Annotated in this window: 18 protein-coding genes; 1 reads left to right on the top strand and 17 read right to left on the bottom strand. The window is 64.0% G+C overall.

Going from position 1 to position 21,662, the window contains the following annotated elements; all coding sequences use genetic code 11:
* Window positions 1-40: 40 nt before the first annotated feature.
* Window positions 41-2,071 (top strand): methyl-accepting chemotaxis protein, encoded by a 2,031-nt coding sequence (locus H3H45_RS13375; RefSeq protein WP_182834237.1) that lies wholly within the window; start codon window positions 41-43, stop codon window positions 2,069-2,071.
* A 140-nt stretch (window positions 2,072-2,211) separates the two neighbouring features.
* Here H3H45_RS13375 and H3H45_RS13370 read toward each other — a convergent pair whose 3' ends face one another.
* The 17 genes from H3H45_RS13370 to dusB all read right to left on the bottom strand — a co-directional run bounded on the left by H3H45_RS13370 (window position 2,212) and on the right by dusB (window position 21,560).
* On the bottom strand, window positions 2,212-3,000 hold the full coding sequence (locus H3H45_RS13370) for a TatD family hydrolase (RefSeq protein ID WP_182834236.1): 789 nt from the start codon (window positions 2,998-3,000) through the stop codon (window positions 2,212-2,214).
* 176 nt (window positions 3,001-3,176) lie between these two features.
* Window positions 3,177-4,877: an urease subunit alpha gene (ureC, locus tag H3H45_RS13365; RefSeq protein WP_182834235.1), complete on the bottom strand. Its 1,701-nt coding sequence runs from the start codon at window positions 4,875-4,877 to the stop codon at window positions 3,177-3,179.
* Entirely contained in the window at window positions 4,877-5,182 is a 306-nt protein-coding gene (locus H3H45_RS13360) for an urease subunit beta (protein ID WP_182834234.1), read from the bottom strand. The genes ureC and H3H45_RS13360 overlap by 1 nt, the downstream gene beginning before the upstream one ends.
* Window positions 5,179-5,697, bottom strand: coding sequence for a GNAT family N-acetyltransferase (locus H3H45_RS13355; protein WP_182834233.1), 519 nt, complete (start codon window positions 5,695-5,697; stop codon window positions 5,179-5,181). Before H3H45_RS13355 ends, H3H45_RS13360 begins: the two co-directional genes overlap by 4 nt.
* Window positions 5,694-5,996 (bottom strand): urease subunit gamma, encoded by a 303-nt coding sequence (gene ureA, locus H3H45_RS13350; RefSeq protein ID WP_182834232.1) that lies wholly within the window; start codon window positions 5,994-5,996, stop codon window positions 5,694-5,696. Before ureA ends, H3H45_RS13355 begins: the two co-directional genes overlap by 4 nt.
* Entirely contained in the window at window positions 5,996-6,835 is an 840-nt protein-coding gene (locus H3H45_RS13345) for an urease accessory protein UreD (protein WP_182834231.1), read from the bottom strand. The genes ureA and H3H45_RS13345 overlap by 1 nt, the downstream gene beginning before the upstream one ends.
* A gap of 13 nt (window positions 6,836-6,848) precedes the next feature.
* Window positions 6,849-7,547 (bottom strand): urea ABC transporter ATP-binding subunit UrtE, encoded by a 699-nt coding sequence (urtE, locus tag H3H45_RS13340; protein WP_182834230.1) that lies wholly within the window; start codon window positions 7,545-7,547, stop codon window positions 6,849-6,851.
* A 120-nt stretch (window positions 7,548-7,667) separates the two neighbouring features.
* Window positions 7,668-8,528: an urea ABC transporter ATP-binding protein UrtD gene (urtD, locus tag H3H45_RS13335; RefSeq protein WP_182834229.1), complete on the bottom strand. Its 861-nt coding sequence runs from the start codon at window positions 8,526-8,528 to the stop codon at window positions 7,668-7,670.
* 145 nt (window positions 8,529-8,673) lie between these two features.
* Window positions 8,674-9,762, bottom strand: a complete 1,089-nt coding sequence (gene urtC / locus H3H45_RS13330; RefSeq protein ID WP_182834228.1) for an urea ABC transporter permease subunit UrtC — start codon at window positions 9,760-9,762, stop codon at window positions 8,674-8,676.
* The gene (urtB, locus tag H3H45_RS13325; protein ID WP_182834227.1) at window positions 9,762-11,333 is read right to left on the bottom strand and encodes an urea ABC transporter permease subunit UrtB; all 1,572 of its coding nucleotides are present in this window, start codon (window positions 11,331-11,333) and stop codon (window positions 9,762-9,764) included. The genes urtC and urtB overlap by 1 nt, the downstream gene beginning before the upstream one ends.
* Before the next feature lie 233 nt (window positions 11,334-11,566).
* A complete protein-coding gene (gene urtA, locus H3H45_RS13320; protein WP_160081984.1) occupies window positions 11,567-12,835 on the bottom strand; it encodes an urea ABC transporter substrate-binding protein in 1,269 nt (422 codons plus the stop codon).
* 349 nt (window positions 12,836-13,184) lie between these two features.
* Window positions 13,185-13,781: a MarC family protein gene (locus H3H45_RS13315; RefSeq protein ID WP_182834226.1), complete on the bottom strand. Its 597-nt coding sequence runs from the start codon at window positions 13,779-13,781 to the stop codon at window positions 13,185-13,187.
* A 67-nt stretch (window positions 13,782-13,848) separates the two neighbouring features.
* Window positions 13,849-16,653 carry a hybrid sensor histidine kinase/response regulator gene (locus H3H45_RS13310; protein ID WP_182834225.1) on the bottom strand — a complete coding sequence of 935 codons (2,805 nt, stop codon included), beginning with the start codon at window positions 16,651-16,653 and terminating at the stop codon, window positions 13,849-13,851.
* 370 nt (window positions 16,654-17,023) lie between these two features.
* Window positions 17,024-18,316, bottom strand: coding sequence for a phosphoribosylamine--glycine ligase (purD, locus tag H3H45_RS13305; protein ID WP_182834224.1), 1,293 nt, complete (start codon window positions 18,314-18,316; stop codon window positions 17,024-17,026).
* 217 nt (window positions 18,317-18,533) lie between these two features.
* A complete protein-coding gene (gene purH / locus H3H45_RS13300; protein ID WP_182834223.1) occupies window positions 18,534-20,141 on the bottom strand; it encodes a bifunctional phosphoribosylaminoimidazolecarboxamide formyltransferase/IMP cyclohydrolase in 1,608 nt (535 codons plus the stop codon).
* 88 nt (window positions 20,142-20,229) lie between these two features.
* The gene (fis, locus tag H3H45_RS13295) at window positions 20,230-20,565 is read right to left on the bottom strand and encodes a DNA-binding transcriptional regulator Fis (RefSeq protein ID WP_173203763.1); all 336 of its coding nucleotides are present in this window, start codon (window positions 20,563-20,565) and stop codon (window positions 20,230-20,232) included.
* Window positions 20,562-21,560 carry a tRNA dihydrouridine synthase DusB gene (gene dusB, locus H3H45_RS13290; RefSeq protein WP_182834222.1) on the bottom strand — a complete coding sequence of 333 codons (999 nt, stop codon included), beginning with the start codon at window positions 21,558-21,560 and terminating at the stop codon, window positions 20,562-20,564. The genes fis and dusB overlap by 4 nt, the downstream gene beginning before the upstream one ends.
* Window positions 21,561-21,662: the final 102 nt, after the last annotated feature.

Here is a 21,662-nt window from a genome sequence, read left to right as displayed (position 1 = left end):
CCGACCGGCATACAACAATAATGGCAACAGGAGACGTTTAGTGAATAGCGTGTTGTATCCCGCCATCGCGCTGATGAACCGCATGAGCTTCGGCATGAAGTTCAGCCTAATCAGTGTGCTTTTCTTCCTGCCCATGTCGGTGACCAACTTCTATCTGGTGCGCGACTCCTACCACGAGTTCGTCGATACCCGCACGGAGTTGCAGAGCCTCGAATTGCTTAAGCAGAGCCTGAAGATGCGCCAGGAACTGGAGCGTCTGAACGACCTGCTGGAGATCAATGCCGTCCTCGGCCAGTCTGGTGAATCGGAAAAGCTGGTCGCGCAGATCAATGCCCTGGAAAGCAGTATTTACAGCTCGCTGGAGTCCTTGCAGCCGAGCAGCCGCAGCGCCCAGGAAATCGAGGAATTCAATGCTCAGCGCGATGGCATCAAGGCAGCCCTCGACGCCGTCAAACAGGAATCCTCGCAGCGCAGCAAGGCCGGCCTGGTGGTCAAGGCGCTGGATAACGCCGAAGTATTCATCAAGTTCGTGGCCAGCCAGTCCGGCCTCAGCCAGGACAGTGAGCTGACCGTACGGCAGATGAGCGAGCTGATGACCAGCGTCACTCCGCCGGTGACCAAGGCGTTGAGCAAGGGCCGCGCGCTGGGTTCCTATTCCCTCGGCCAGGGCATCCTTGGCTCTTCCGACAGCACCAAGCTCGACGAGCTGCTGCTGGAGCTGGAAAAGCTGCATGCCGAATACGGCTTCAAGATCCAGAATGCCTTGCAGGGCAATGCCCAGGCGCAGAAGAGCCTTGCCAGTCTGGCGGAAGCCAGTCGCAATGCCCTGACCGAAGGTGGCCTGCAGCTGGAAGACAACATCCTCATGGCGGACACCCTGGATGCGCCCTGGCAGGACTTCTTTGACCAGATGACCGCCGGCATCGACAAAACCTATGTGCTCAACGATGCGGTCCTGGCCTTCCTCGACCAGGAGCTGAGCCAGCGTCTTGAAGCCAAGCGCGTACAGATGGTGCTGCTGGTGGCGGCACTGGTCCTGGTGTTCCTGTTGATCGGCTACCTGTATGGCGGTTTCTACGTCTCCACCCGCGTCACACTCAAAGGCTTTGGTCATACCCTGGGCCAGGTTGCGGCCGGCGACATGACGGTCAAGGTCAACGTCAAGAGCCAGGACGAGCTGGGCGAGTTGGGCCAGGTGTTCAACGGCACCGTGGCGAAGATTCGCGATCTGATCGAGCTGGTTGGCCAGACCGTTACCGAAGTCGAACGGCAGGCCGATCGCGTCGAGCTGGTTTCCGGTGAAAGTAGCCAGGCGGTCAATGCCCAGCGTGGGCAGATCGAGCAGGTGGCCACGGCGATGAACCAGATGTCCGCCACTGCCCAGGAAGTCGCACGCAGCGCCGCCGCTGCAGTGGACAGCGCGCAGAGCGTCAACAACGAAACGGTCAGCGGCCGCGCCATGGTCGAGTCGCAGGTTGGCAGCATCCAGCGTCTGGCCAACGAGATCGATCAGTCGGTCAGCGTGATCAACCAGCTGGCCGCCGACAGTGCGTCGATCAGCCGGGTGCTGGAAGTGATCAAGGGCATCGCCGGGCAGACCAACCTGCTGGCGCTCAACGCCGCCATCGAAGCGGCACGTGCCGGTGAGCAGGGCCGCGGCTTTGCCGTGGTCGCCGACGAGGTGCGCAACCTGGCCAAACGCACGCACCAGTCCACCGAAGAGATCGAGCAGATGATCGGCCGCCTGCAAAGCGGTGTAGGCGCCACGGTGACGGCGATGAACGGCAGCCACCAGATGGTGGAAAGCACCGTCAGCCAGTCGGCCAACGTGCAGCAGGCGCTGGAGAATATCCTCGGTGCGGTGGGCATGATCGTCGATCAGAACCAGCAGATCGCCGCCGCTGCCGAACAGCAAACTGCCGTGGCCCACGATATCGACATGAACATCGTCGAGATCAACCAGGCCGGCGAGCGCACGGCTGAAGGTGCGGTACAGACCGAGCAGGCCAGCCGTCAGCTGTCCGACCAGGTCAGTCGGCTGAAGGAACTGATCAGCGCCTTCCGCGTCTGATCGCCTGTGCTTATCGACAAGGCCCGCCAATTGGCGGGCCTTGTCGTTTCCAGAGGGGCCTGTTTGGTGAGCGTTGCGTAGCCCGGATGCAATCCGCGGAGGCTGCTCGGTGTGAGTAACCCTCCCGGGTTACATCCGGGCTACGGGCTTATTGTCCAGCCGAACAGCTCGGCGGCGTTGCGGCTGCTGGCGCTGGCCAGCTCCTGCGCACTGATGCCGCGCAGCTCGGCCAGGGCGCTGCAGATATCCGGGAGGAACTCCGGGCTGTTGCGCTGGTTGGGATGCATTGCCGGCGCCATGTCGGGGGAGTCGGTCTCCAGCACGATGGCGTCCAGCGGCAGGCGCGCCACCACCTGGCGCAGGCGCAGTGCCTGTGGCCAGGTCGGAGCGCCGCCGAGGCCGAGCCTGAAACCCAGCTTGATATATTCGCGGGCCTCCTCGTAGCTGCCGGCGAATGCATGGATGATGCCGCCGCGTTTGAGTCGATAACGTTTGAGCGTAGCTATGGTCTGCGCGTGGGCTCTGCGCACATGCAGCAGGGCCGGTAGCTCGTATTCGGCGGCCAGGGTCAGCTGTGCCTCGAACAGGGTTTGCTGGCGCGCGCGGTCGAGCTGTTCGAGAAAGTAGTCCAGGCCGAACTCGCCGACTGCGCACAGCTGTGGATGCGCGGCCAGGCGATCGAGCCAGTCGCGCAGCTCGTTCAGGTGTTCGGGCCGGTGCTGGTCCAGGTAGACCGGGTGCAGGCCGAAGGCGGCGTACAGGCCGCTGTCACTTTGCACCAGTTGCCACAGGCGCTGCCAGTTGGCCTGGTACACGCCGAGCACCACCAGTTTCCCCACGCCCCGGCTGCGGCTGCGCGCCAGCAGCTCTTTGCGGTCTGCCGCGAAGTCGGGGAAGTCGAGGTGAGTGTGAGTGTCGATCAGGTGCATGGGGCATCGCCGGAGACAATGCCGTCAGCATAGCGCCGGGGATGGGGGATGCCCATGCCGGGTGCGCCGTACGCACCACGATCTCCGCCCAAGCCCCAGATGCATAAGGCGCGCCCTACAGAGCCGGCACCGCTAATCCGAGGTTTGTGGCCTCGCACACGATCCGTAATCGTTGCCTAGAACAGGAAGTAACGCTGCGCCAGCGGCAGCACCTCGGCCGGTTCGCACCAGAGCAGCTGGCCGTCGGCCTTGACCTGGTAGTTCTGCGGATCGACCTCGATGCTGGGCAGGTAGTCGTTGTGGATCAGGTCGCTCTTCTGCACCGTGCGGCAGCCCTTCACCACGCCAATCTTTTTCTGCAAACCTAGTTGTTCTGGCACCCCGGCGTCGAAGGCGGCCTGGCTGATAAAGGTCAGGCTGGTGGCATGCAGCATGCCGGCGTAGCTGCCGAACATGGGGCGGTAGTGCACCGGCTGCGGCGTCGGGATCGAGGCGTTGGCATCGCCCATCAGGCTGGCGGCAATCGCGCCCCCCTTGAGGATCAGCGTCGGCTTTACGCCGAAGAACGCCGGGCGCCAAAGCACCAGATCGGCAAATTTGCCCACTTCGATGGAGCCCACTTCGTGGCTGATGCCGTGGGTGATCGCCGGGTTGATGGTGTATTTGGCGATGTAACGTTTGACCCGGAAGTTGTCGTTGCCAACAGCGTCTTCTGGCAGGGCGCCGCGCTGCTGCTTCATCTTGTCGGCGGTCTGCCAGGTGCGGGTAATCACTTCACCGACGCGGCCCATGGCCTGGCTGTCGGAGCTGATCATCGAGAAGGCGCCGAGGTCATGCAGGATGTCCTCGGCGGCGATGGTTTCGCAGCGGATGCGGCTCTCGGCAAAGGCGACGTCCTCGGCGATGCTCGGGTCGAGGTGGTGGCAGACCATCAGCATGTCCAGGTGTTCGTCGATGGTGTTCTTGGTGAACGGCCGGGTCGGGTTGGTCGAGCTGGGCAGCACATTCGGGAACCCACACGCCTTGATGATATCCGGAGCATGGCCGCCACCGGCTCCCTCGGTGTGGTAGGTGTGGATGGTGCGGCCCTTGAATGCGCCGAGCGTGGTCTCGACGAAGCCGGACTCGTTGAGGGTGTCGGTGTGGATCGCCACCTGAATGTCGTACTGGTCGGCCACGGAGAGGCAGTTGTCGATGGCCGCCGGCGTGGTGCCCCAGTCTTCGTGCAATTTGAGGCCAATGGCGCCGGCCCTGACCTGCTCGATCAACGGTTCCGGCAGTGAGACGTTGCCCTTGCCGGTGAAGCCGATGTTCATCGGGAAGGCGTCGGCGGCCTTGAGCATCATCGCCATGTGCCACGGCCCCGGGGTCACGGTAGTGGCGTAGGTGCCGGTGGCCGGGCCGGTGCCGCCACCGATCATGGTGGTGGTGCCGCTCATCAGGGCTTCTTCGATCTGTTGCGGGCAGATGAAGTGGATATGGGTGTCGACGCCGCCGGCAGTGAGGATCATGCCTTCGCCGGCGATGACTTCGGTGGCGCCGCCCACGGCGATGGTCACGTCGGGCTGGATATCCGGGTTGCCGGCCTTGCCGATGGCGGCGATGCGCCCGCCCTTGAGGCCGACGTCGGCCTTGACGATGCCCCAGTGGTCGATGATCAGCGCGTTGGTGATCACCGTGTCGACCACGTAGGCGGCGCACAGCTGGCTCTGGCCCATGCCGTCGCGGATGACCTTGCCGCCGCCGAACTTCACTTCATCGCCGTAGGTGGTGAAATCCTTTTCCACCTCGATCCACAGGTTGGTGTCGGCCAGGCGCACCTTGTCGCCGACGGTGGGGCCGAACATGTCGGCATAGGCTTGGCGGGAAATCTTCATCACAGCGCTCCCATGATGCGACCAGCGAAACCGTAGACGCGGCGCTCACCCGCCAGCTCGACCAGCTCGACTTCGCGTGACTGCCCCGGCTCGAAGCGCACCGCAGTGCCGGCAGCGATATTCAGACGCATACCCCGCGTACTCGCTCTGTCAAAACTCAGCGCATCGTTGGTCTCGAAGAAGTGGAAGTGCGAGCCGACCTGGATCGGCCGATCGCCGCTATTGGCCACCGTCACGCGCAGGGTGCGGCGACCGGCATTGAGTTCGATCTCGCCGTCCTTGATCAAGTATTCGCCGGGAATCATGGTGCGCTGCGCTCCGGGGTCAGAATCAGTTGCATGAAGGTCAGATCCAGCCAGCGGCCGAACTTGCGGCCGACCTGGGGCATCTGTCCGGTGATGGTGAAACCAAAGCGCTGGTGCAGGCCGATGGAGGCGCTGTTTCCGCTCTCGATGGCGGCGACCATCACATGTTTGCCGCCGGCCCGGGCGCGTTCGATCAGGGCGCCGAGCAGTAGCACGCCGATGCCTCGGCCACGCTGCTCGGCGCTCACGTACAGCGAGTTTTCCACGGTGTTGCAGAAGCCGTCGAAGGGCCGCCAGTCGCCATAGGCGGCATAGCCGAGCACATGGTCCTCGGCATCCACCGCGACCAGTACCGGGTAACCCTGCTGGCGGCGCGCGGTGAGCCAGGCCTGCCGGTTGGCCAGGTCGACGGTGGTGTCCATCCAGATCGCCGTGGTGTTGAGCACGGCGTCGTTGAAGATGGCGCGGATGGCTTCCAGGTCGCTGTCGCGGGCGTCGCGAATTGAAATACTCATGGGATCGGCTGATGCACGGTGACCAGCTTGGTGCCATCCGGGAAGGTGGCTTCGACCTGGATCTCAGGGATCATTTCCGGGATGCCCTCCATCACCTGCTCACGGGTCAGCAGGGTGGTGCCGTAGTGCATCAGCTCGGCCACGGTCTGGCCGTCGCGGGCGCCTTCGAGCAGGGCGGCGCTGATGTAGGCCATGGCTTCCGGGTAGTTGAGCTTCACGCCACGTGCCAGGCGCCGCTCGGCGACCAGGCCGGCGGTGAAGATCAGCAGCTTGTCTTTCTCGCGGGGCGAAAGGTCCATCAGGTACTCCAGATACGTGGCGGGACGGCGGCACGTCCCAGTAATTCAGGGCGCAACAGGCGCCAGAGTTCGATCAGCCAGGCGCGCGCATGCAGCGCTTCGCTGGCCAGGCAGCGGGCCACCAGCAGGCCTGGCAGTTGGCTGAGGTCGCCGCGTACCGGGCCGGGGATAGTACGGCAGCGTTCCAGCAGGTCGGCGTCGACCTCGCCGCTGATCAGCAAGGTGGCGAACACTGGTCGTCCGGCCAGGCCGATGGGTGAGTCGAGCAGGCCGTCGTCGCCGCTGATGCGCTGGCGTTCGTGCCACACCAACTGGCCGTCGCGGCGGATATCCAGCCGGGCCTGGAAATGCCCGGCGTCGAAGCGCTCGCCCGCCGCCGGGCGGCCGAGGGCGACCATGTCCCAGTAACACAGGCGGGCGTTGCCCTCGAGGTCGATGCGGGTGCTCAGTTCGGCCTGGGCGCCGGCGTAGACGATGGTTTCCTGCGGCAGCCATTCCAGGGTGGCGCCATTGGCTACCTTGAGTTCCAGCTGCTGGTAGGCAGGCCCGCTGGCGCGGTACCACTTGGCGGCGCCGGGGCTGGTCAGTTGGGCCCAGGCGTTCTCGCCGAGGGTGGCGCGGATGTGCAGGCGATCACCACCGGCAATCCCGCCCGGCGGGTGGACGATGATGTGCTGGCACACCTCGGGGCCTTCGGCATACAGGTGCTTCTGCACCCGCAGCGGGCCGAGGTGGCGGCGCTGCACGGGCCGCGTGGCGTCGCCCTGGCGCGCATAGCCAAGTTCCAGCTCGGCATGCCAGCTGGGGGTAAACAGGGTAGGGGGGAGGGCTGCGTTCATGGCCGCTGTTTTATCAGATTGCCACCAGTCCGCGCACGCCATCGGCTTCCATCGTCTCGCCACGGCCCTGCTGGACGATCTCGCCGCGGCTCATCACCAGGTACTGGTCGGCCAGCTCGGCGGCGAAATCATAGAACTGCTCGACCAGCAGGATAGCCATGTCACCCCGCTCGGCGAGCTTCTTGATCACCGCGCCGATCTCCTTGATCACCGAGGGCTGGATGCCTTCGGTGGGCTCGTCGAGGATCAGCAGACGCGGCTTACTGGCCAGCGCGCGGCCGATGGCCAGCTGTTGCTGCTGGCCGCCGGAGAGGTCGCCGCCCCGGCGTTGCTTCATCTGCAGCAGCACCGGGAACAGCTCGTAGATGAAGGCCGGGACTTCCTTGGCCTGGCTGCCAGGGAAACGTGACAGGCCCATCAGCAGGTTTTCCTCTACGGTCAGGCGCGGGAAGATCTCACGGCCCTGCGGCACATAGGCGATGCCGGCGTGCACGCGCTGGTGCGGCTTACAGGCGGTAATCGGCTTGCCTTCCCATTGCACGGCGCCTTCCTTGGACGGAATCAGGCCCATCAGGCATTTCAGCAGGGTGGTCTTGCCCACGCCGTTACGGCCGAGCAGGCAGGTGACTTCGCCGACCTTGGCCTCGAAGCTCAGGCCGCGAAGGATGTGGCTGCCGCCGTAGTACTGATGCAGGTGTTGGACTTGCAGCATGTCTTGCCCCTTGATCGTTTCCACGCTCTGCGTGGGCATGCATCTGGCGACGCTCTGCGTCGCTGGGACGCGGAGCGTCCCGGGAAGGGTTGCCACGCTGGAGCGTGGCAACCATCTGACTTATCGGCCGAGATAAACCTCGATCACCCGCTCATCCGCCTGCACCTGGGCCAGCGAGCCTTCGGCCAGCACGCTGCCCTGGTGCAGCACGGTGACGTGGTCCGCGATGCTGCCGACGAAGCCCATGTCGTGCTCGACCACCATCAGCGAGTGCTTGCGCGCCAGGGATTTGAACAGTTCGGCGGTGAATTCGGTCTCGGCGTCGGTCATGCCCGCCACCGGCTCGTCGAGCAATAGCAGTTGCGGGTCCTGCACCAGCAGCATGCCAATCTCGAGGAACTGCTTCTGACCGTGGGACAGCAGCCCGGCGGGGCGCTGGCGCGAGCTTTCCAGCTTGATGGTGGCGAGCACTTCGTCGATGCGCGCCTTTTGCTCGCCAGAGAGTTTCGCGCGTAGGCTGGCCCATACCGACTTGTTGGTCTTCAGCGCCAGTTCGAGGTTCTCGAACACGGACAGCGCCTCGAACACCGTGGGTTTCTGGAACTTGCGGCCAATGCCGGACTGGGCGATCTCGACTTCGCTCATCTGCGTCAGGTCGAGGGTTTCGCCGAAATAGGCGTGGCCGTTGTCGGGGCGGGTCTTGCCGGTGATCACGTCCATCATGGTGGTCTTGCCGGCACCGTTGGGGCCGATGATGCAGCGCAGTTCGCCGACGCCGATGTACAGGTTGAGGTCGGTCAACGCCTTGAAGCCGTCGAAGCTGACGTTGATCCCTTCCAGGGTGAGGATGGTGCCGTGGCGTACATCCAGGCCCTTAGCCGCGGCGCTGCCGAGACCGACCGCCTCGCGGCTGGTGCCGGCATCGCTGTTGGGGTTGAACGCGGGTTCGAGCATGAATTCGGGTACCGGAGTGGCGCGCATCATTGCTCTCCTGTGGAAATCGTCAGGAACGCGTCGCGAGCAATTTCAGCTGCAAGGCGCACGGAGCGCAGCGACGAGACAGTACGAGTGTGTACGGCGAGGAGCGAGCACCGCGCAACGCCGCAGATGGAATGCGCAGTAGCGTTCATGATGATTTCCTGCGGAGCAGACCGATCACGCCTTTTGGCAGGAACAGCGTGACGATAATGAACAGGAAGCCGAGGGCGAAAAGCCAGTATTCGGGGAAGGCCACGGTGAACCAGCTCTTCATGCCGTTGACCAGGCCGGCGCCGAGCAGCGGGCCGATCAGCGTGCCGCGACCGCCGAGGGCCACCCACACGGCGGCCTCGATGGAGTTGGTCGGCGACATCTCGCTGGGGTTGATGATTCCCACCTGCGGCACGTACAGCGCACCGGCCAGGCCGCACAACACTGCGCTTAACACCCAGATAAACAGCTTGTAGCCGCGCGGGTCGTAGCCGCAGAACATCAGGCGGTTCTCCGCATCACGCAGGGCGGTGAGTACCCGGCCGAATTTGCTGTGTGCCAGCTTGAAGCCCAGTAGCAGGCTGCCGACCAGCAGCGCCACGGTGCAGAGGAACAGCACGGCGCGGGTGCTCGGCGCGGTGATGTCAAAGCCGAGCATGCTGCGGAAGTTGGTGAAGCCGTTGTTGCCGCCGAAACCGGTCTCGTTGCGGAAGAACAGCAGCATGCCGGCGAACGTCAGCGCCTGGGTCATGATCGAGAAATACACGCCCTTGATCCGCGAGCGGAAGGCGAAGAAGCCGAACACCAGGGCCAGCAGACCGGGCGCCAGCACCACCAGGCACAGCGCCCAGAGGAAGCTGGAGGTGCCGTACCAGTACCACGGCAGCTCGGTCCAGGAGAGGAACACCATGAACGCGGGCAGGCCGTCACCGGCACTTTCGCGCATCAGGTACATGCCCATGGCGTAACCGCCGAGGGCAAAGAACAGGCCGTGGCCGAGCGAGAGCAGGCCGGCATAGCCCCAGACCAGGTCCAAGGCCAGGGCGACCACGCAGTAGCATAGGATCTTGCCGACCAGGGTCAGGCTGTAGGCCGAGACATGCAGGGCATGGTCGGCCGGCAGCAGGTGCAGCAGCGGCATGGCCAGCAGCAGAGCGAGGATCAGGCCGCCGAGGGCCAGCGCGGCTTTCGGCCCGAGTGCATTGCCGGCGCGGGCCAGCAGGGTTTGATTAATGGGCATAGTCATCAGTCGATCACCCGTCCTTTCAGTGCAAAAAGACCTTGGGGTCGTTTCTGGATAAACAGAATGATCAGCGCGAGGATCAGAATCTTGCCCAGCACGGCGCCGATCTGCGGTTCGAGGATCTTGTTCGCCACGCCCAGGCCGAAGGCGGCCAGCACGCTACCGGCCAGTTGGCCGACGCCGCCGAGCACCACCACCAGGAAGGAGTCGATGATGTAGCTCTGGCCGAGATCCGGGCCGACGTTGCCGATCTGGCTGAGGGCCACACCGCCGAGGCCGGCGATTCCCGAGCCGAGGCCGAAGGCGAGCATGTCCACCCGCCCGGTGGGAACCCCACAGCAGGCGGCCATGTTGCGGTTCTGCGTCACGGCGCGCACGTTCAGGCCCAGGCGGGTCTTGTTCAGTAGCAGCCAGGTGAGCAGCACGACGAACAGGGCGAAGCCGATGATGACGATACGGCTGTAAGGCAGAACCAGGTTGGGCAGCACCTGGATGCCGCCGGACAGCCACTCGGGGTTGGCCACCTCGACGTTCTGCGCACCGAAGATCACCCGCACCAGCTGGATCAGGATCAGGCTGATGCCCCAGGTGGCCAGCAGGGTTTCCAGTGGGCGACCGTAGAGGTGGCGGATTACCGTGCGCTCCAGGGCCATGCCGATGGCGGCTGTGACGAAGAAGGCGATCGGCAGGGCGGCCAGTGGGTAGATGGCCAGGTAGCCGGGGGCGAGTTTCTGGAAGGCAATCTGCACCATGTAGGTGGTGTAGGCGCCGAGCATCAGCATCTCGCCGTGGGCCATGTTGATCACGCCGAGCAGGCCGAAGGTGATGGCAAGGCCGAGGGCCGCCAGCAGCAGGATGCTACCGAGACTCAGGCCGCTGAAGGCCTGGCCGAGCAGCTCGCCGCCGAGCAGGCGACGCTTGACCTGGGCCAGGCTGGTTTCGGCGGCGGTACGCACGTCGGCATCGCTTTCCACGCCTTCGACGAGCAGCGCTTCCAGGCGGGTGCGTGCCAGCGGTTCGCCGGTCTCGCCGAGCAGGCGCACGGCACTCAGGCGGATCGCCGGGTCCGGGTCGACCAGTTGCAGGTTGGCCAGCGCCAGGGTCAGGGCGGCGCGCACGCTGGCGTCTTCCTCGCTGGCGACGCGGGCATTTAACAGTTCCAGCTGCGCCGGCTTGGCGCTCTTCTGCAGTTGCTGGGCGGCGGCCAGGCGCACGGCCGGCTCGCTGGCGAGCAATTGGTGGCTGGCCTGGGCGGTGGCCAGCAGGCCGCGCAGGCGGTTGTTCAGGCGCAGCTTCTTCGGCGTGCCAGCGGGGCGGGCCGGCCCTTCAAGGGTTTGCCAGGTACCGTTCTGGTCGAGATAGGGGGTCTTGCTGCTGTCGCTGCCGACGCGACCCTGTTGCAGGGCATCGAGTAGCGGCAGGCGGGCGGGGTCAGGCTGGGCAGACCAGCTTTCCAGCAGCTTTGCCTGCAGGGTAGGGTTGGCTGCGACGAAGTCGGCGGCATCGCCAGCATGCACGGTCAATGGCAAGAACAAGGCCAATGACAGGAGAATTCGGATAAGGGCAGTGGGCATGTTGAAACGGTCCTTCGAATGAAACCGTAGCCCGGAGGCGATCCGGGACGGCCTTCCCCGGATTGCATCCGGGCTACGAACACCCTCTCCCCCGACTCCTCTCCCGTGAACGGGAGAGGAGAGGAGAGGCAAGCGACTCCGCGCGACTGAAGGGTTTCAACCCGCGCTTAACAGTCCCCTCTTCCCCTTTCATTCTATGGAGAGGGGGAGAGGGCTAGGGAGAGGGGCTTTGCTTAGTTGGACTTCACCGCATAGTCCGGCTTCTTGTCGTTGCCGGGGATGTACGGGCTCCACGGCTGGGCGCGCAGCGGGCCTTCGGTTTGCCAGACGATGGAGAACTGCCCGTCTTCCTGGACTTCGCCGATCATCACTGGCTTGTGCAGGTGGTGGTTGGTCTTGTCCATGGTCAGGGTGTAGCCGCTTGGCGCGGCAAAGGTCTGTCCAGCCAGGGCTTCACGCACCTTGTCCACGTCGGTGGTGCCGGCTTTCTCGACGGCCTGGGCCCACATGTTGATGCCGACGTAGGTAGCTTCCATCGGGTCGTTGGTCACGGCCTTGTCGGCGCCCGGCAGGTTCTTGGCCTTGGCGTAAGCCTTCCACTTGTTGACGAACTCGGTGTTGACCGGGTTTTCCACGGACTGGAAGTAGTTCCACGCCGCCAGCTGGCCGACCAGTGGCTTGGTATCGATGCCGCGCAGTTCTTCTTCGCCGACCGAGAAGGCCACCACCGGGATGTCGGTGGCTTCGATGCCCTGGTTGGCCAGTTCCTTGTAGAACGGCACGTTGGAGTCGCCGTTGACGGTGGAGATCACTGCTGTTTTGCCGCCAGCGGAGAACTTCTTGATGTTGGCGACGATGGTTTGATAGTCGCTATGACCGAAGGGGGTGTAGACCTCTTCAATGTCCTTGTCGGCCACACCTTTGCTGTGCAGGAAGCTGCGCAGGATCTTGTTAGTGGTGCGCGGGTAGACATAGTCGGTGCCGAGCAGGAAGTAGCGCTTGGCCGCGCCGCCGTCTTCGCTCATCAGGTACTCGACGGCCGGGATGGCCTGCTGGTTTGGCGCGGCGCCGGTGTAGAAGACGTTCGGCGACATTTCTTCGCCTTCGTACTGCACCGGGTAGAACAGCAGACCGTTGAGTTCCTCGAACACCGGCAGCACGGATTTGCGCGACACCGAGGTCCAGCAGCCGAAGACCACGTCGACTTTGTCCTGGGTCAGCAGCTGGCGGCCTTTCTCGGCGAACAGCGGCCAGTTGGAGGCCGGGTCGACCACCACGGCTTCCAGTTGTTTGCCATTGACGCCGCCCTTGGCGTTGATTTCGTCAATGGTCATCAGCGCCATGTCTTTCAGCGATGTTTCGGAAATGGCCATGGTGCCGGACAGCGAGTGCAGGATGCCGACCTTGATGGTCTCGGCAGCCTGCAGGCTGTAGGGGAACAGGCCGCTGAGCAGCAGGGCACTGGCGGCGAGGGTGGATTTCAACAGAGGACGGCGTTTCATCTTGTTAGGGCTCCATGCGCAACTGTGGGGACCGAAGGGGTCGACAATCCTTTGGCAGCATCCGTGCCAAGCTTCGTAACACATTGTTATACATGTGTTTTTATGAATTTATAGGCATCCGCTCGATAGCTGTCTGAGCGAAGTTGGTGCACCAATCTGTGCGGCCAGTCATGCTTGCAATGGCACGCACCGCTTTGAGGCAAAAGTCTGCCGAGGAGGCTGCATTTCCGCTGGGGATGCTGTGCAGGGTAGTTTTTCGGTGCCGTGCGTGCCTGTTGCTGAGGCGCTGCTCTTCGGCTCGCAGGGCGCATTACCCTGCGGATGGAGCATCAACGGCGAGGAGCGTGGCTCAGGGCAGCAGGTAGCCGCGCACGCCGGTGAAGATGATCTGCGCGGCCAGGGCGCAGACGAACAGGCCCATCAGGCGGCTGAGGATCTGCAGGCCCTTTTCGCCGAGCACGCGCTCGAAGCCATGGGAGAGGAACAGGATGCAGCCGACGGTGACACTGGCCAGGGCGATGCTGAGCACGGCCAGCAGCTTGTCGTCCCAGTGCGGCTGGCTGACGCCCATCACCAGCAGGGCACCGATGGTGCCGGGGCCGACCGTCAGGGGAATGGTCAGCGGGACGATGGTGACGTCCTGGTTGAGGTTGTCGGTCTGCACCGCCGACTTGCCCTGAGCCATGCCCAGGGCGGAGATGAACAGCACACTGCCTGCGCCGATGCGGAAGGCATCGGCGGTGATGCCGAACAGATCGAAGATGCTCTGGCCGAACAGGTACAGCAGCACGCTGGCAACCAGCGTGCCGAAGGCCACTTTCCAGGCCAGTTTTTTACGTTCTTTCACCGTGTAGCCGGGGGTCAGGCCGATAAAGCAGGACAACACGAAGAACGGGCTATAGAGCACCAGCATCTTCAAATACAGACTGAACAGCGCGGGCAGCATGGGGCGGGCTCGTCAGGGAATAATGGCGCAAGCATAGCGGCCTGACTCGGGCCGCGTCAGCCCGCAATCAGGAGGGCAGGGCGTCGGTCTGCAGCCGGCGCTGCTTTTCCTGCACCCAGTGGGCTACCAGTTCGCGTAGCTGGGACATTTCCACCGGCTTGGCCATGTGGCCGTCCATGCCGACCTGGCGGGCGCGTTCCTTGTGCTCGGCGAGGATGTGCGCGGTCAGGGCCACCACCGGGGTGTGTTCGCGCTGTTCGCGGACTTCCCAGGCACGTAGTTGCTCGGTGGCGGAGAAGCCGTCGAGCACCGGCATTTCGCAGTCCATCAGCACCAGATCGTACTGCTGGGCCTGCATGGCGCGCAGGGCTTCCTCGCCGTTGCTGGCGGTATCCGGTTGCAGGTTGAGCTTGCTCAGCATGCCGCGGATGACCTTGGTCGAGATGCTGTTGTCCTCGGCCACCAGGATGCGGAAGTCGCTGGGTGCGAGCAGGTTGCTGGCTTCGCTGCTGTGCAGGGGGGGCAGTGCAGGGCTGTTGTTGCTGCGCTGGGCCAGTTCATCCGCGAGGGTGGTCTTCAGGGTGTAGCCCGCCACCGGCTTGGCCAGGATGCGTTTGATCCCGGCATTGCGCGCGATGATCTTGCTCGGCGCGTTGCTGATCCCGGTGAGCATGATCAGCAGGATGTCATGGTTGAGGTTGGGGTCTTCCTTGATCTTGGCCGCCAGCTGCATGCCGCTCATGCCGGGCATTTCCTGGTCGAGCAGGACCACGTCGAAGTATTCCTGCAGGTGCGCCTTGGTCCGTAGCAGGGCTAGGGCTTCCTTGCCGGAGGCCACGGTGCTGACCTGCAAACCCCAGGCGGTACATTGCTGCTGGATCACCTTGCGGCAGGTTTCGTTGTCGTCGACCACCAGCAGGCGCGCGCCCTGCAGCGTGCCGTCGAGGTCGGCGGTGGGGTGCTCCAGGCGCTCGGCATCCAGCGGCAGGGTCAGCCACAGGGTGCTGCCCTGGTTGTCGCCGCTCTGGATGCCGAATTCGCCTTCCATCAGGCGTACCAGCTGGCGCGCGATGATCAGCCCCAGGCGCCCGCCGAGCTTGCTGGCGCTGAGGAAGTCGGTGCTGTGCAGCTGGGTATTGAGCAGGGCATCGCGCTCACTGGCTTCCAGCGGGCGACCGCTGTCCTGTACGGCAATGCGCAGGCGCGGGGCCTTGCCTTCGTTGTCGAGGGCCACCACCAGGAGGATTTCGCCTTCGTCGGTCTGGCGGAAGGCGTTGTCCAGCAGGCTCAGCAGGGTCTGGCGCAGGCGCGTGGGGTCGCCACTGATCACGCGGGGAACCTGCGGCTGCATAAAGCTGATCAGCTCGACCTTCTGCTGCTCGGCTTTGGCACGGAAGATATCCAGGCAGTCATCGATCAGCGCATTGAGGTCGAACTGCACGTCGTCCAGTTCGATCTGCCCGGACTCCAGCTTGGAGATGTCGAGGATCTCGTTGATCAGGGTCAGCAGCTCATTACCGGCGCTGTGGATGGTCTGCACGTAGTCGCGTTGCTTGGCCGACAGTGGGGTGCCCAGCAGCAGCTCGGTCATGCCCAGCACGCCATTCATCGGGGTGCGGATTTCGTGGCTGATCTTGGCGAGAAATTCGGCCTTGGCTTTCAGTTCGGCACTGATCGCCGCTTCGCTGGTGCGTTGGGTCAGGGTGTCCTTCTGGATCTGCCGCTGGCGCTCGGACAGGGCGATGCTGAGGATCAGGCCAGAGAGCATGGCGACGCTGAACAGGCTGAGCACCAGCCAACCCGGGTTGAGCTGGTCGAAGCCGAACAGCACGGGGATCAGCACGGCGAAGCCCAGGTTGAAGATCAGCAAGCCGGCCACGATCAGCCGCGCCGGCTGGTAACCGGCGCGCCAATGCATGAAGGCGATCAGCGGGATGGTCAGCGCCGTCATGATGACCAGGCCGTAGACCAGCCAGCTGTGCCAGAACAGCCCGGTGAAGGCGATCATGGCCGCCGCCAGGGTGATGAGCAGGAACTCGGCCCGCAGCACATGGCGCAAAGCGCTGTGTTCGGCCAGGGTGCCGTGGAAGAAGCGCAGGGTGAAGCCCAGCACGCACAGGCCGGCGGCGAGCGCCGAGAGGTCGGCGAGCAGCGACTGGTTATAGCTCTGCTCGGGCAGCCACACGGCCAGCAGGCCGATATTGCTGGTGGCGCACAGGGCCAGGGCCAGGTGCATGCCGGCCAACCACAGGTTGCTGGCGGTGGGCGAGTAGGCCATGCGCAGCAGGTTGAACAGGGCCAGCAGAAGCAGGCCGCCGAGCAGGGCACCGAACAGGTAGGCGGGCTTTTCCTGGGTGACCAGTTCGGCCTCGTTGATCACCTTGAACCACATCATCAGGGCGTGGTTGGAGGTCATGCGGATATAGACTTCGCGGGCCTGGCCATCGTTGGGCTGGCTGAACAGATAGGCGCGCGACGGTAGCGGACGGCTGTTCTGCGACAAGGCTTCGCCGGTTTGCCGGTGTTCTTCCAGTTGGCCGTTATTCAGCCGGTAGTAATCCAGGTGCTGCACGCGCGGGGCGAACAGCCAGAGCCAGTGCGGCGCCTGATAGGCCGGAGTCTTGATGTGCAACCAGATGGCGTGGCGGGAGGCCGGGAAGGTGATGGCGCGTTTATCGAGGGGCTGGAAGCGGGCGGACTGGGTGCGGATGTCGTCGAAGCTGAGCGTGGCACTCTTATCGAGCAGGATGGACCAGTGCTCCACCGCGCTGGTTCGGCCGGCAGCTTCGCCTTCCGCCTGTGCTGTGGGCAGGCAGAGCAGGGTCAGCAGCAGGCTGACGATGAGTCCGGTGGCGATCCTGAGCCGTCGCACGGGCGAAGTCCCTTCGATGGTGAATCTCCGGATTATAGCCATGGCTAATACACAAAAGGCAGCCAGGAGGCTGCCTTTTGTGCGGGCTTTACCGGATATTTACCCGGTTTTCGCGCCGAACCTGTTTTGGATTTCTTGAGCTAGAGCCAAGCAAGGCGCAGCGACCATCGGGAGTAACAGCCGTAGGCTGGCCCGAAGGGCAAGCGCCAGCGAGTCAATTGGGCGAGGGCTCGCAGTTTACGAGGTGTAAATGAGCAGTACTCGTTCCACTCGCCCTCCGGGTCGCGCTGAAGCGCGTTAGCGGCAAGCCGCTTTCCGAGCCCGACTTAAACGCGGCATGGCCGACGATCAAGAGATCCAAAACTGGTTCTCAGCTTTCGCCGCGTTCGCGGGCAATGGCACGGTAGCCGATGTCGTTACGGTAGAAGCTGCCGTTCCAGCTGATCTTCTCGGCCAGGCGGTAAGCCTGCTGCTGGGCTTCGGAAACCGTGCGGCCGATGGCGGTGGCGCAGAGTACGCGACCGCCGGCAGTGACCACCTGGCCAGCCGCGTTCAGCGCGGTGCCGGCATGGAAGACCTTGCCGTCCAGTTGCGCGGCGTCGGCCAGGCCTTCGATCACGTCGCCCTTGGCGTAGTCGGCCGGGTAACCGCCGGCAGCCAGTACCACGCCAACTGTCGGGCGCGGGTCCCAGGTCGCTTCGACCTTGTCCAGCGCCTTGGCCAGCGCGGCCTCGACCAGCAGCACCAGGGAGCTTTCCAGGCGCACCATGATCGGCTGGGTTTCCGGGTCGCCGAAGCGGCAGTTGAACTCGATGACTTTCGGCTTGCCGGCCTTGTCGATCATCAGTCCGGCGTAGAGGAAGCCGGTGTAGACATTGCCTTCGGCGGCCATGCCGCGCACGGTCGGGTAGATCACTTCGTCCATCACCCGCTGGTGCACCTCGGCGGTTACCACCGGGGCCGGCGAATAGGCGCCCATGCCGCCGGTGTTCGGGCCGGTGTCGGCATCGCCAACGCGCTTGTGGTCCTGGCTGGTGGCCATCGGCAGTACGTTCTCGCCGTCGACCATGACGATGAAGGAGGCTTCTTCGCCATCGAGAAACTCTTCGATCACTACGCGCGAGCCCGCTTCGCCGAAGGCATTGCCGGCGAGCATGTCGCGCACGGCGTCTTCGGCTTCCTGCAAGGTCATGGCAACGATCACGCCTTTGCCGGCGGCCAGACCGTCGGCCTTGATCACGATCGGTGCGCCTTTCTCGCGCAGGTAGTCCAGGGCCGGCTCGACTTCGGTGAAGTTCTGGTAGTCGGCGGTGGGGATCGCGTGACGGGCCAGGAAGTCCTTGGTGAAAGCCTTGGAGCCTTCCAGCTGGGCGGCAGCGGCGGTGGGGCCGAAGATATCCAGCTTGCGGCTGCGGAACAGGTCGACCACGCCTTTAACCAGCGGCGCTTCCGGCCCGACTATGGTCAGCTGCACGTTCTTCTCGGCGAAGTCGGCCAACTGCTCGATGGCCAGCACGTCGATGGCGACGTTCTCGCACTTGGCCTCGGTGGCGGTGCCGGCGTTGCCCGGGGCGACAAAGACTTTCTCGACGCGCTTGTCCTGCGCCACTTTCCAGGCCAGGGCGTGTTCACGACCGCCGCTGCCGATGATCAATACGTTCATGGGGTATCTCCTGACCGTAGCCCGGATGCAATCCGGGGCTTTTGAGTGGGGTGTCCCCGGATTTCATCCGGGCTACGACGCAAATCTTTCGGGCCGTGATGGAGCGGGTGGATGCTAGGCGCGGATGGCTTCGATAAGCGCAGTTGCCGACTGGCAATGAGCATTAGCGAAGTCGTCCGCAGCAACGCAGACGCCTGCTACAGCGCGGCCACGCCAATCAGTGGCGGAAGTGGCGCATGCCGGTGAACACCATGGCGATATTGGCTTCGTCGGCGGCGGCAATCACTTCCGCATCGCGCATCGAACCGCCCGGCTGGATCACCGCGGTGATGCCGTTGGCTGCCGCGTTGTCCAGGCCGTCGCGGAACGGGAAGAAGGCGTCGGAGGCCATCACCGATCCGGCGACCTGCAGGCCGGCGTGCTCGGCCTTGATCGCGGCGATGCGCGCGGAGTTGACGCGGCTCATCTGGCCGGCGCCGACACCGATGGTCTGGCGGCCCTTGGCGTAGACGATGGCGTTGGATTTGACGAACTTGGCCACTTTCCAGGCGAAGATCAGGTCATGGATTTCCTGCTCGCTCGGCGCACGTTTAGTCACGACCTTCAGGTCTTCGGCCTTGATCATGCCGATGTCGCGGCTCTGTACCAGCAGGCCACCGTTGACCCGCTTGAAGTCCCAGCCAGCGGCACGCTCGGCCGGCCACTCGCCGCATTCCAGCAGGCGCACGTTGGCTTTGGCGGCGACTACGGCGCGGGCTTCGGCGCTGATTTTCGGGGCGATGATCACTTCGACGAACTGGCGCTCGACGATGGCCTGGGCGGTGGCGCCGTCCAGCTCGCGGTTGAAGGCGATGATGCCGCCGAAGGCCGACTCGGTGTCGGTGGCGTAGGCCAGGTCATAGGCCTTGCGGATGCCGCCTTCTTCGTCGGTGGCTACGGCCACGCCGCACGGGTTGGCATGCTTGACGATGACGCAGGCCGGCTTGACGAAGCTCTTCACGCATTCCAGCGCGGCGTCGGTGTCGGCCACATTGTTGAACGACAGTTCCTTACCCTGCAGTTGCACGGCAGTGGCCACGCTGGCTTCGCCTTTCTGTGCTTCCACGTAGAACGCCGCGCTCTGGTGCGGGTTCTCGCCGTAGCGCATTTCCTGGGCCTTGATGAACTGGCTGTTGAAGGTGCGCGGGAAAGCGCCACGCTCTTCGGTGCTCAGGGTATCGCGGCTCTGGTCGATGGTACCCAGGTAGTTGGCGATCATGCCGTCGTAGGCGGCGGTGTGCTCGAAGGCCTTGAGGGCCAGGTCGAAGCGCTGGGCGTAGCTCAGGCCGCCGGCTTTCAGGCTTTCGACGATGCCGGCGTAGTCGCCAGCGTTGACCACGATGGCCACGTCTTTGTGGTTCTTCGCCGCGCTGCGGACCATGGTCGGGCCGCCGATGTCGATATTCTCGATGGCGTCGGCCAGGTCACAACCCGGCTTGGCCACGGTGGCAGCGAAGGGGTAGAGGTTGACCGCGACCAGGTCGATCGGCTTGATGCCGTGCTGCTCCATCACCGCGCCGTCGAGGGCACGACGGCCAAGGATGCCGCCGTGGATCTTCGGGTGCAGGGTCTTCACGCGACCGTCCATCATTTCCGGGAAGCCGGTGTAGTCGGCGACTTCCACGGCAGCCACACCGTTGTCCTTGAGCAGCTTGTAAGTGCCACCGGTGGAGAGGATCTCGACGCCCAGGGCAACGAGCTCGCGGGCGAACTCGAGGATGCCGGTCTTGTCGGAGACACTGATCAGGGCGCGGCGAACGGGGAGGCGGGTGGTCTGGTCGGTCATTGCAGAGTCCATCAGAGCTGGGAAATCAGTAAAAAAGGGCGGCCCTCTCTTTAATGTCGGGGCCGCCCTTTTCCATGCATTCGGTTGATTACAGCAAATCGTATTGCTTGAGCTTCTTGCGCAGGGTGCCGCGATTCAGGCCGAGCAGCTCGGAGGCCTTGGTCTGGTTGCCCTTGACGTAGTTCATCACGGTTTCCAGCAGTGGCGCCTCGACCTCGTTGAGAACCAGGTTGTAGACGTCGGTGACGTCGGCGCCTTCCAGGTGAGCAAAGTAGTTGTGCAGCGCCTTCTCGACACTGCCGCGCAGGGTCTGGCCCTCTTCGCTCGGCGTGGTCAGGTGCTGCTTCAGGTTGGTGTTGTCGCTCACGGGTACTGCCCCATCAAAAACTGATTGATCAAAAAAAGGCTCGGTCATCCTCGTCATGCGGCCACCTCGTTGTCCTTGTTATGGCGCTCGGCAAAAAATTGCCGAACGTGGGTGTACTGCGCGTCCGTACTGTCCAGACGATTGAAGTCGGTGCGGAACTCCTGGGCGCCGGGCAGGGTGGCCAGGTACCAGCCGACATGCTTGCGGGCAATGCGCACGCCCATCACATCGCCATAGAAGGCGTGCAGGGCGCTGAGGTGTTCCAGCAGAATCCGTTCTATTTCGTACAGCGTTGGCGCCGCCAGTTCCTTGCCGGTCGCCAGATAATGAGCGATCTCGCGGAATATCCACGGCCGCCCTTGCGCCGCACGGCCGATCAGCAGGGCGTCGGCGCCAGTGGCGGCGAGCACGGCCTTGGCCTTGTGCGGCGAATCGATGTCGCCATTGGCGAACACCGGAATCGTGACCGCCTGCTTGATCGCGGCGATGGTGTCGTACTCGGCCTCGCCGGTGTACAGATCGGCGCGAGTCCGGCCGTGCACGGCCAGGGCGCTGATACCGGCCTGTTCGGCGATTTTCGCCACGGTCAGGCCGTTCTTGTTCGAGCGATCCCAGCCGGTGCGGATCTTAAGGGTCACCGGGACGTCGACCGCCTTGACCACGGCGTCGAGGATCGCGCTGACCAGTTCTTCATCTTTCATCAGGGCAGAGCCGGCGGCCTTGTTGCAGACCTTCTTGGCCGGGCAGCCCATGTTGATGTCGATGATCTGTGCGCCCATTTCCACATTGCGTCGGGCCGCCTCGGCGAGCATCGCGGGATCACCGCCGGCGATCTGCACCGAGCGCGGCTCGGGATCGCCGCTGTGGATCATGCGCAGGCTGGATTTGCGCGTGTTCCACAGGCGCACATCGCTGCTGACCATTTCCGATACCACCAGCCCGGCACCCAGGCGCCGGCACAGCTGCCGGAACGGCTGATCGGTGACGCCCGCCATGGGGGCGAGAATCAGCTGATTGGGCAGTGTGTAAGGGCCGATGCGTACCACCGACATGGAGGTCATCCCTGTTGTTTTTGAAGCCATTCAGGCAATGGCTAAGCCCGCCTGGACTGGAAAACGGCTTCATGGGAGTGCGAAAAAGGGAGGGCATGATAC

It is taken from the genome of Aquipseudomonas guryensis, from assembly GCF_014164785.1.
Classification (GTDB): domain Bacteria; phylum Pseudomonadota; class Gammaproteobacteria; order Pseudomonadales; family Pseudomonadaceae; genus Aquipseudomonas; species Aquipseudomonas guryensis.
Note: the sequence above shows the minus strand (reverse complement) of the source record. Positions and strands in the feature narration are given on the sequence as shown.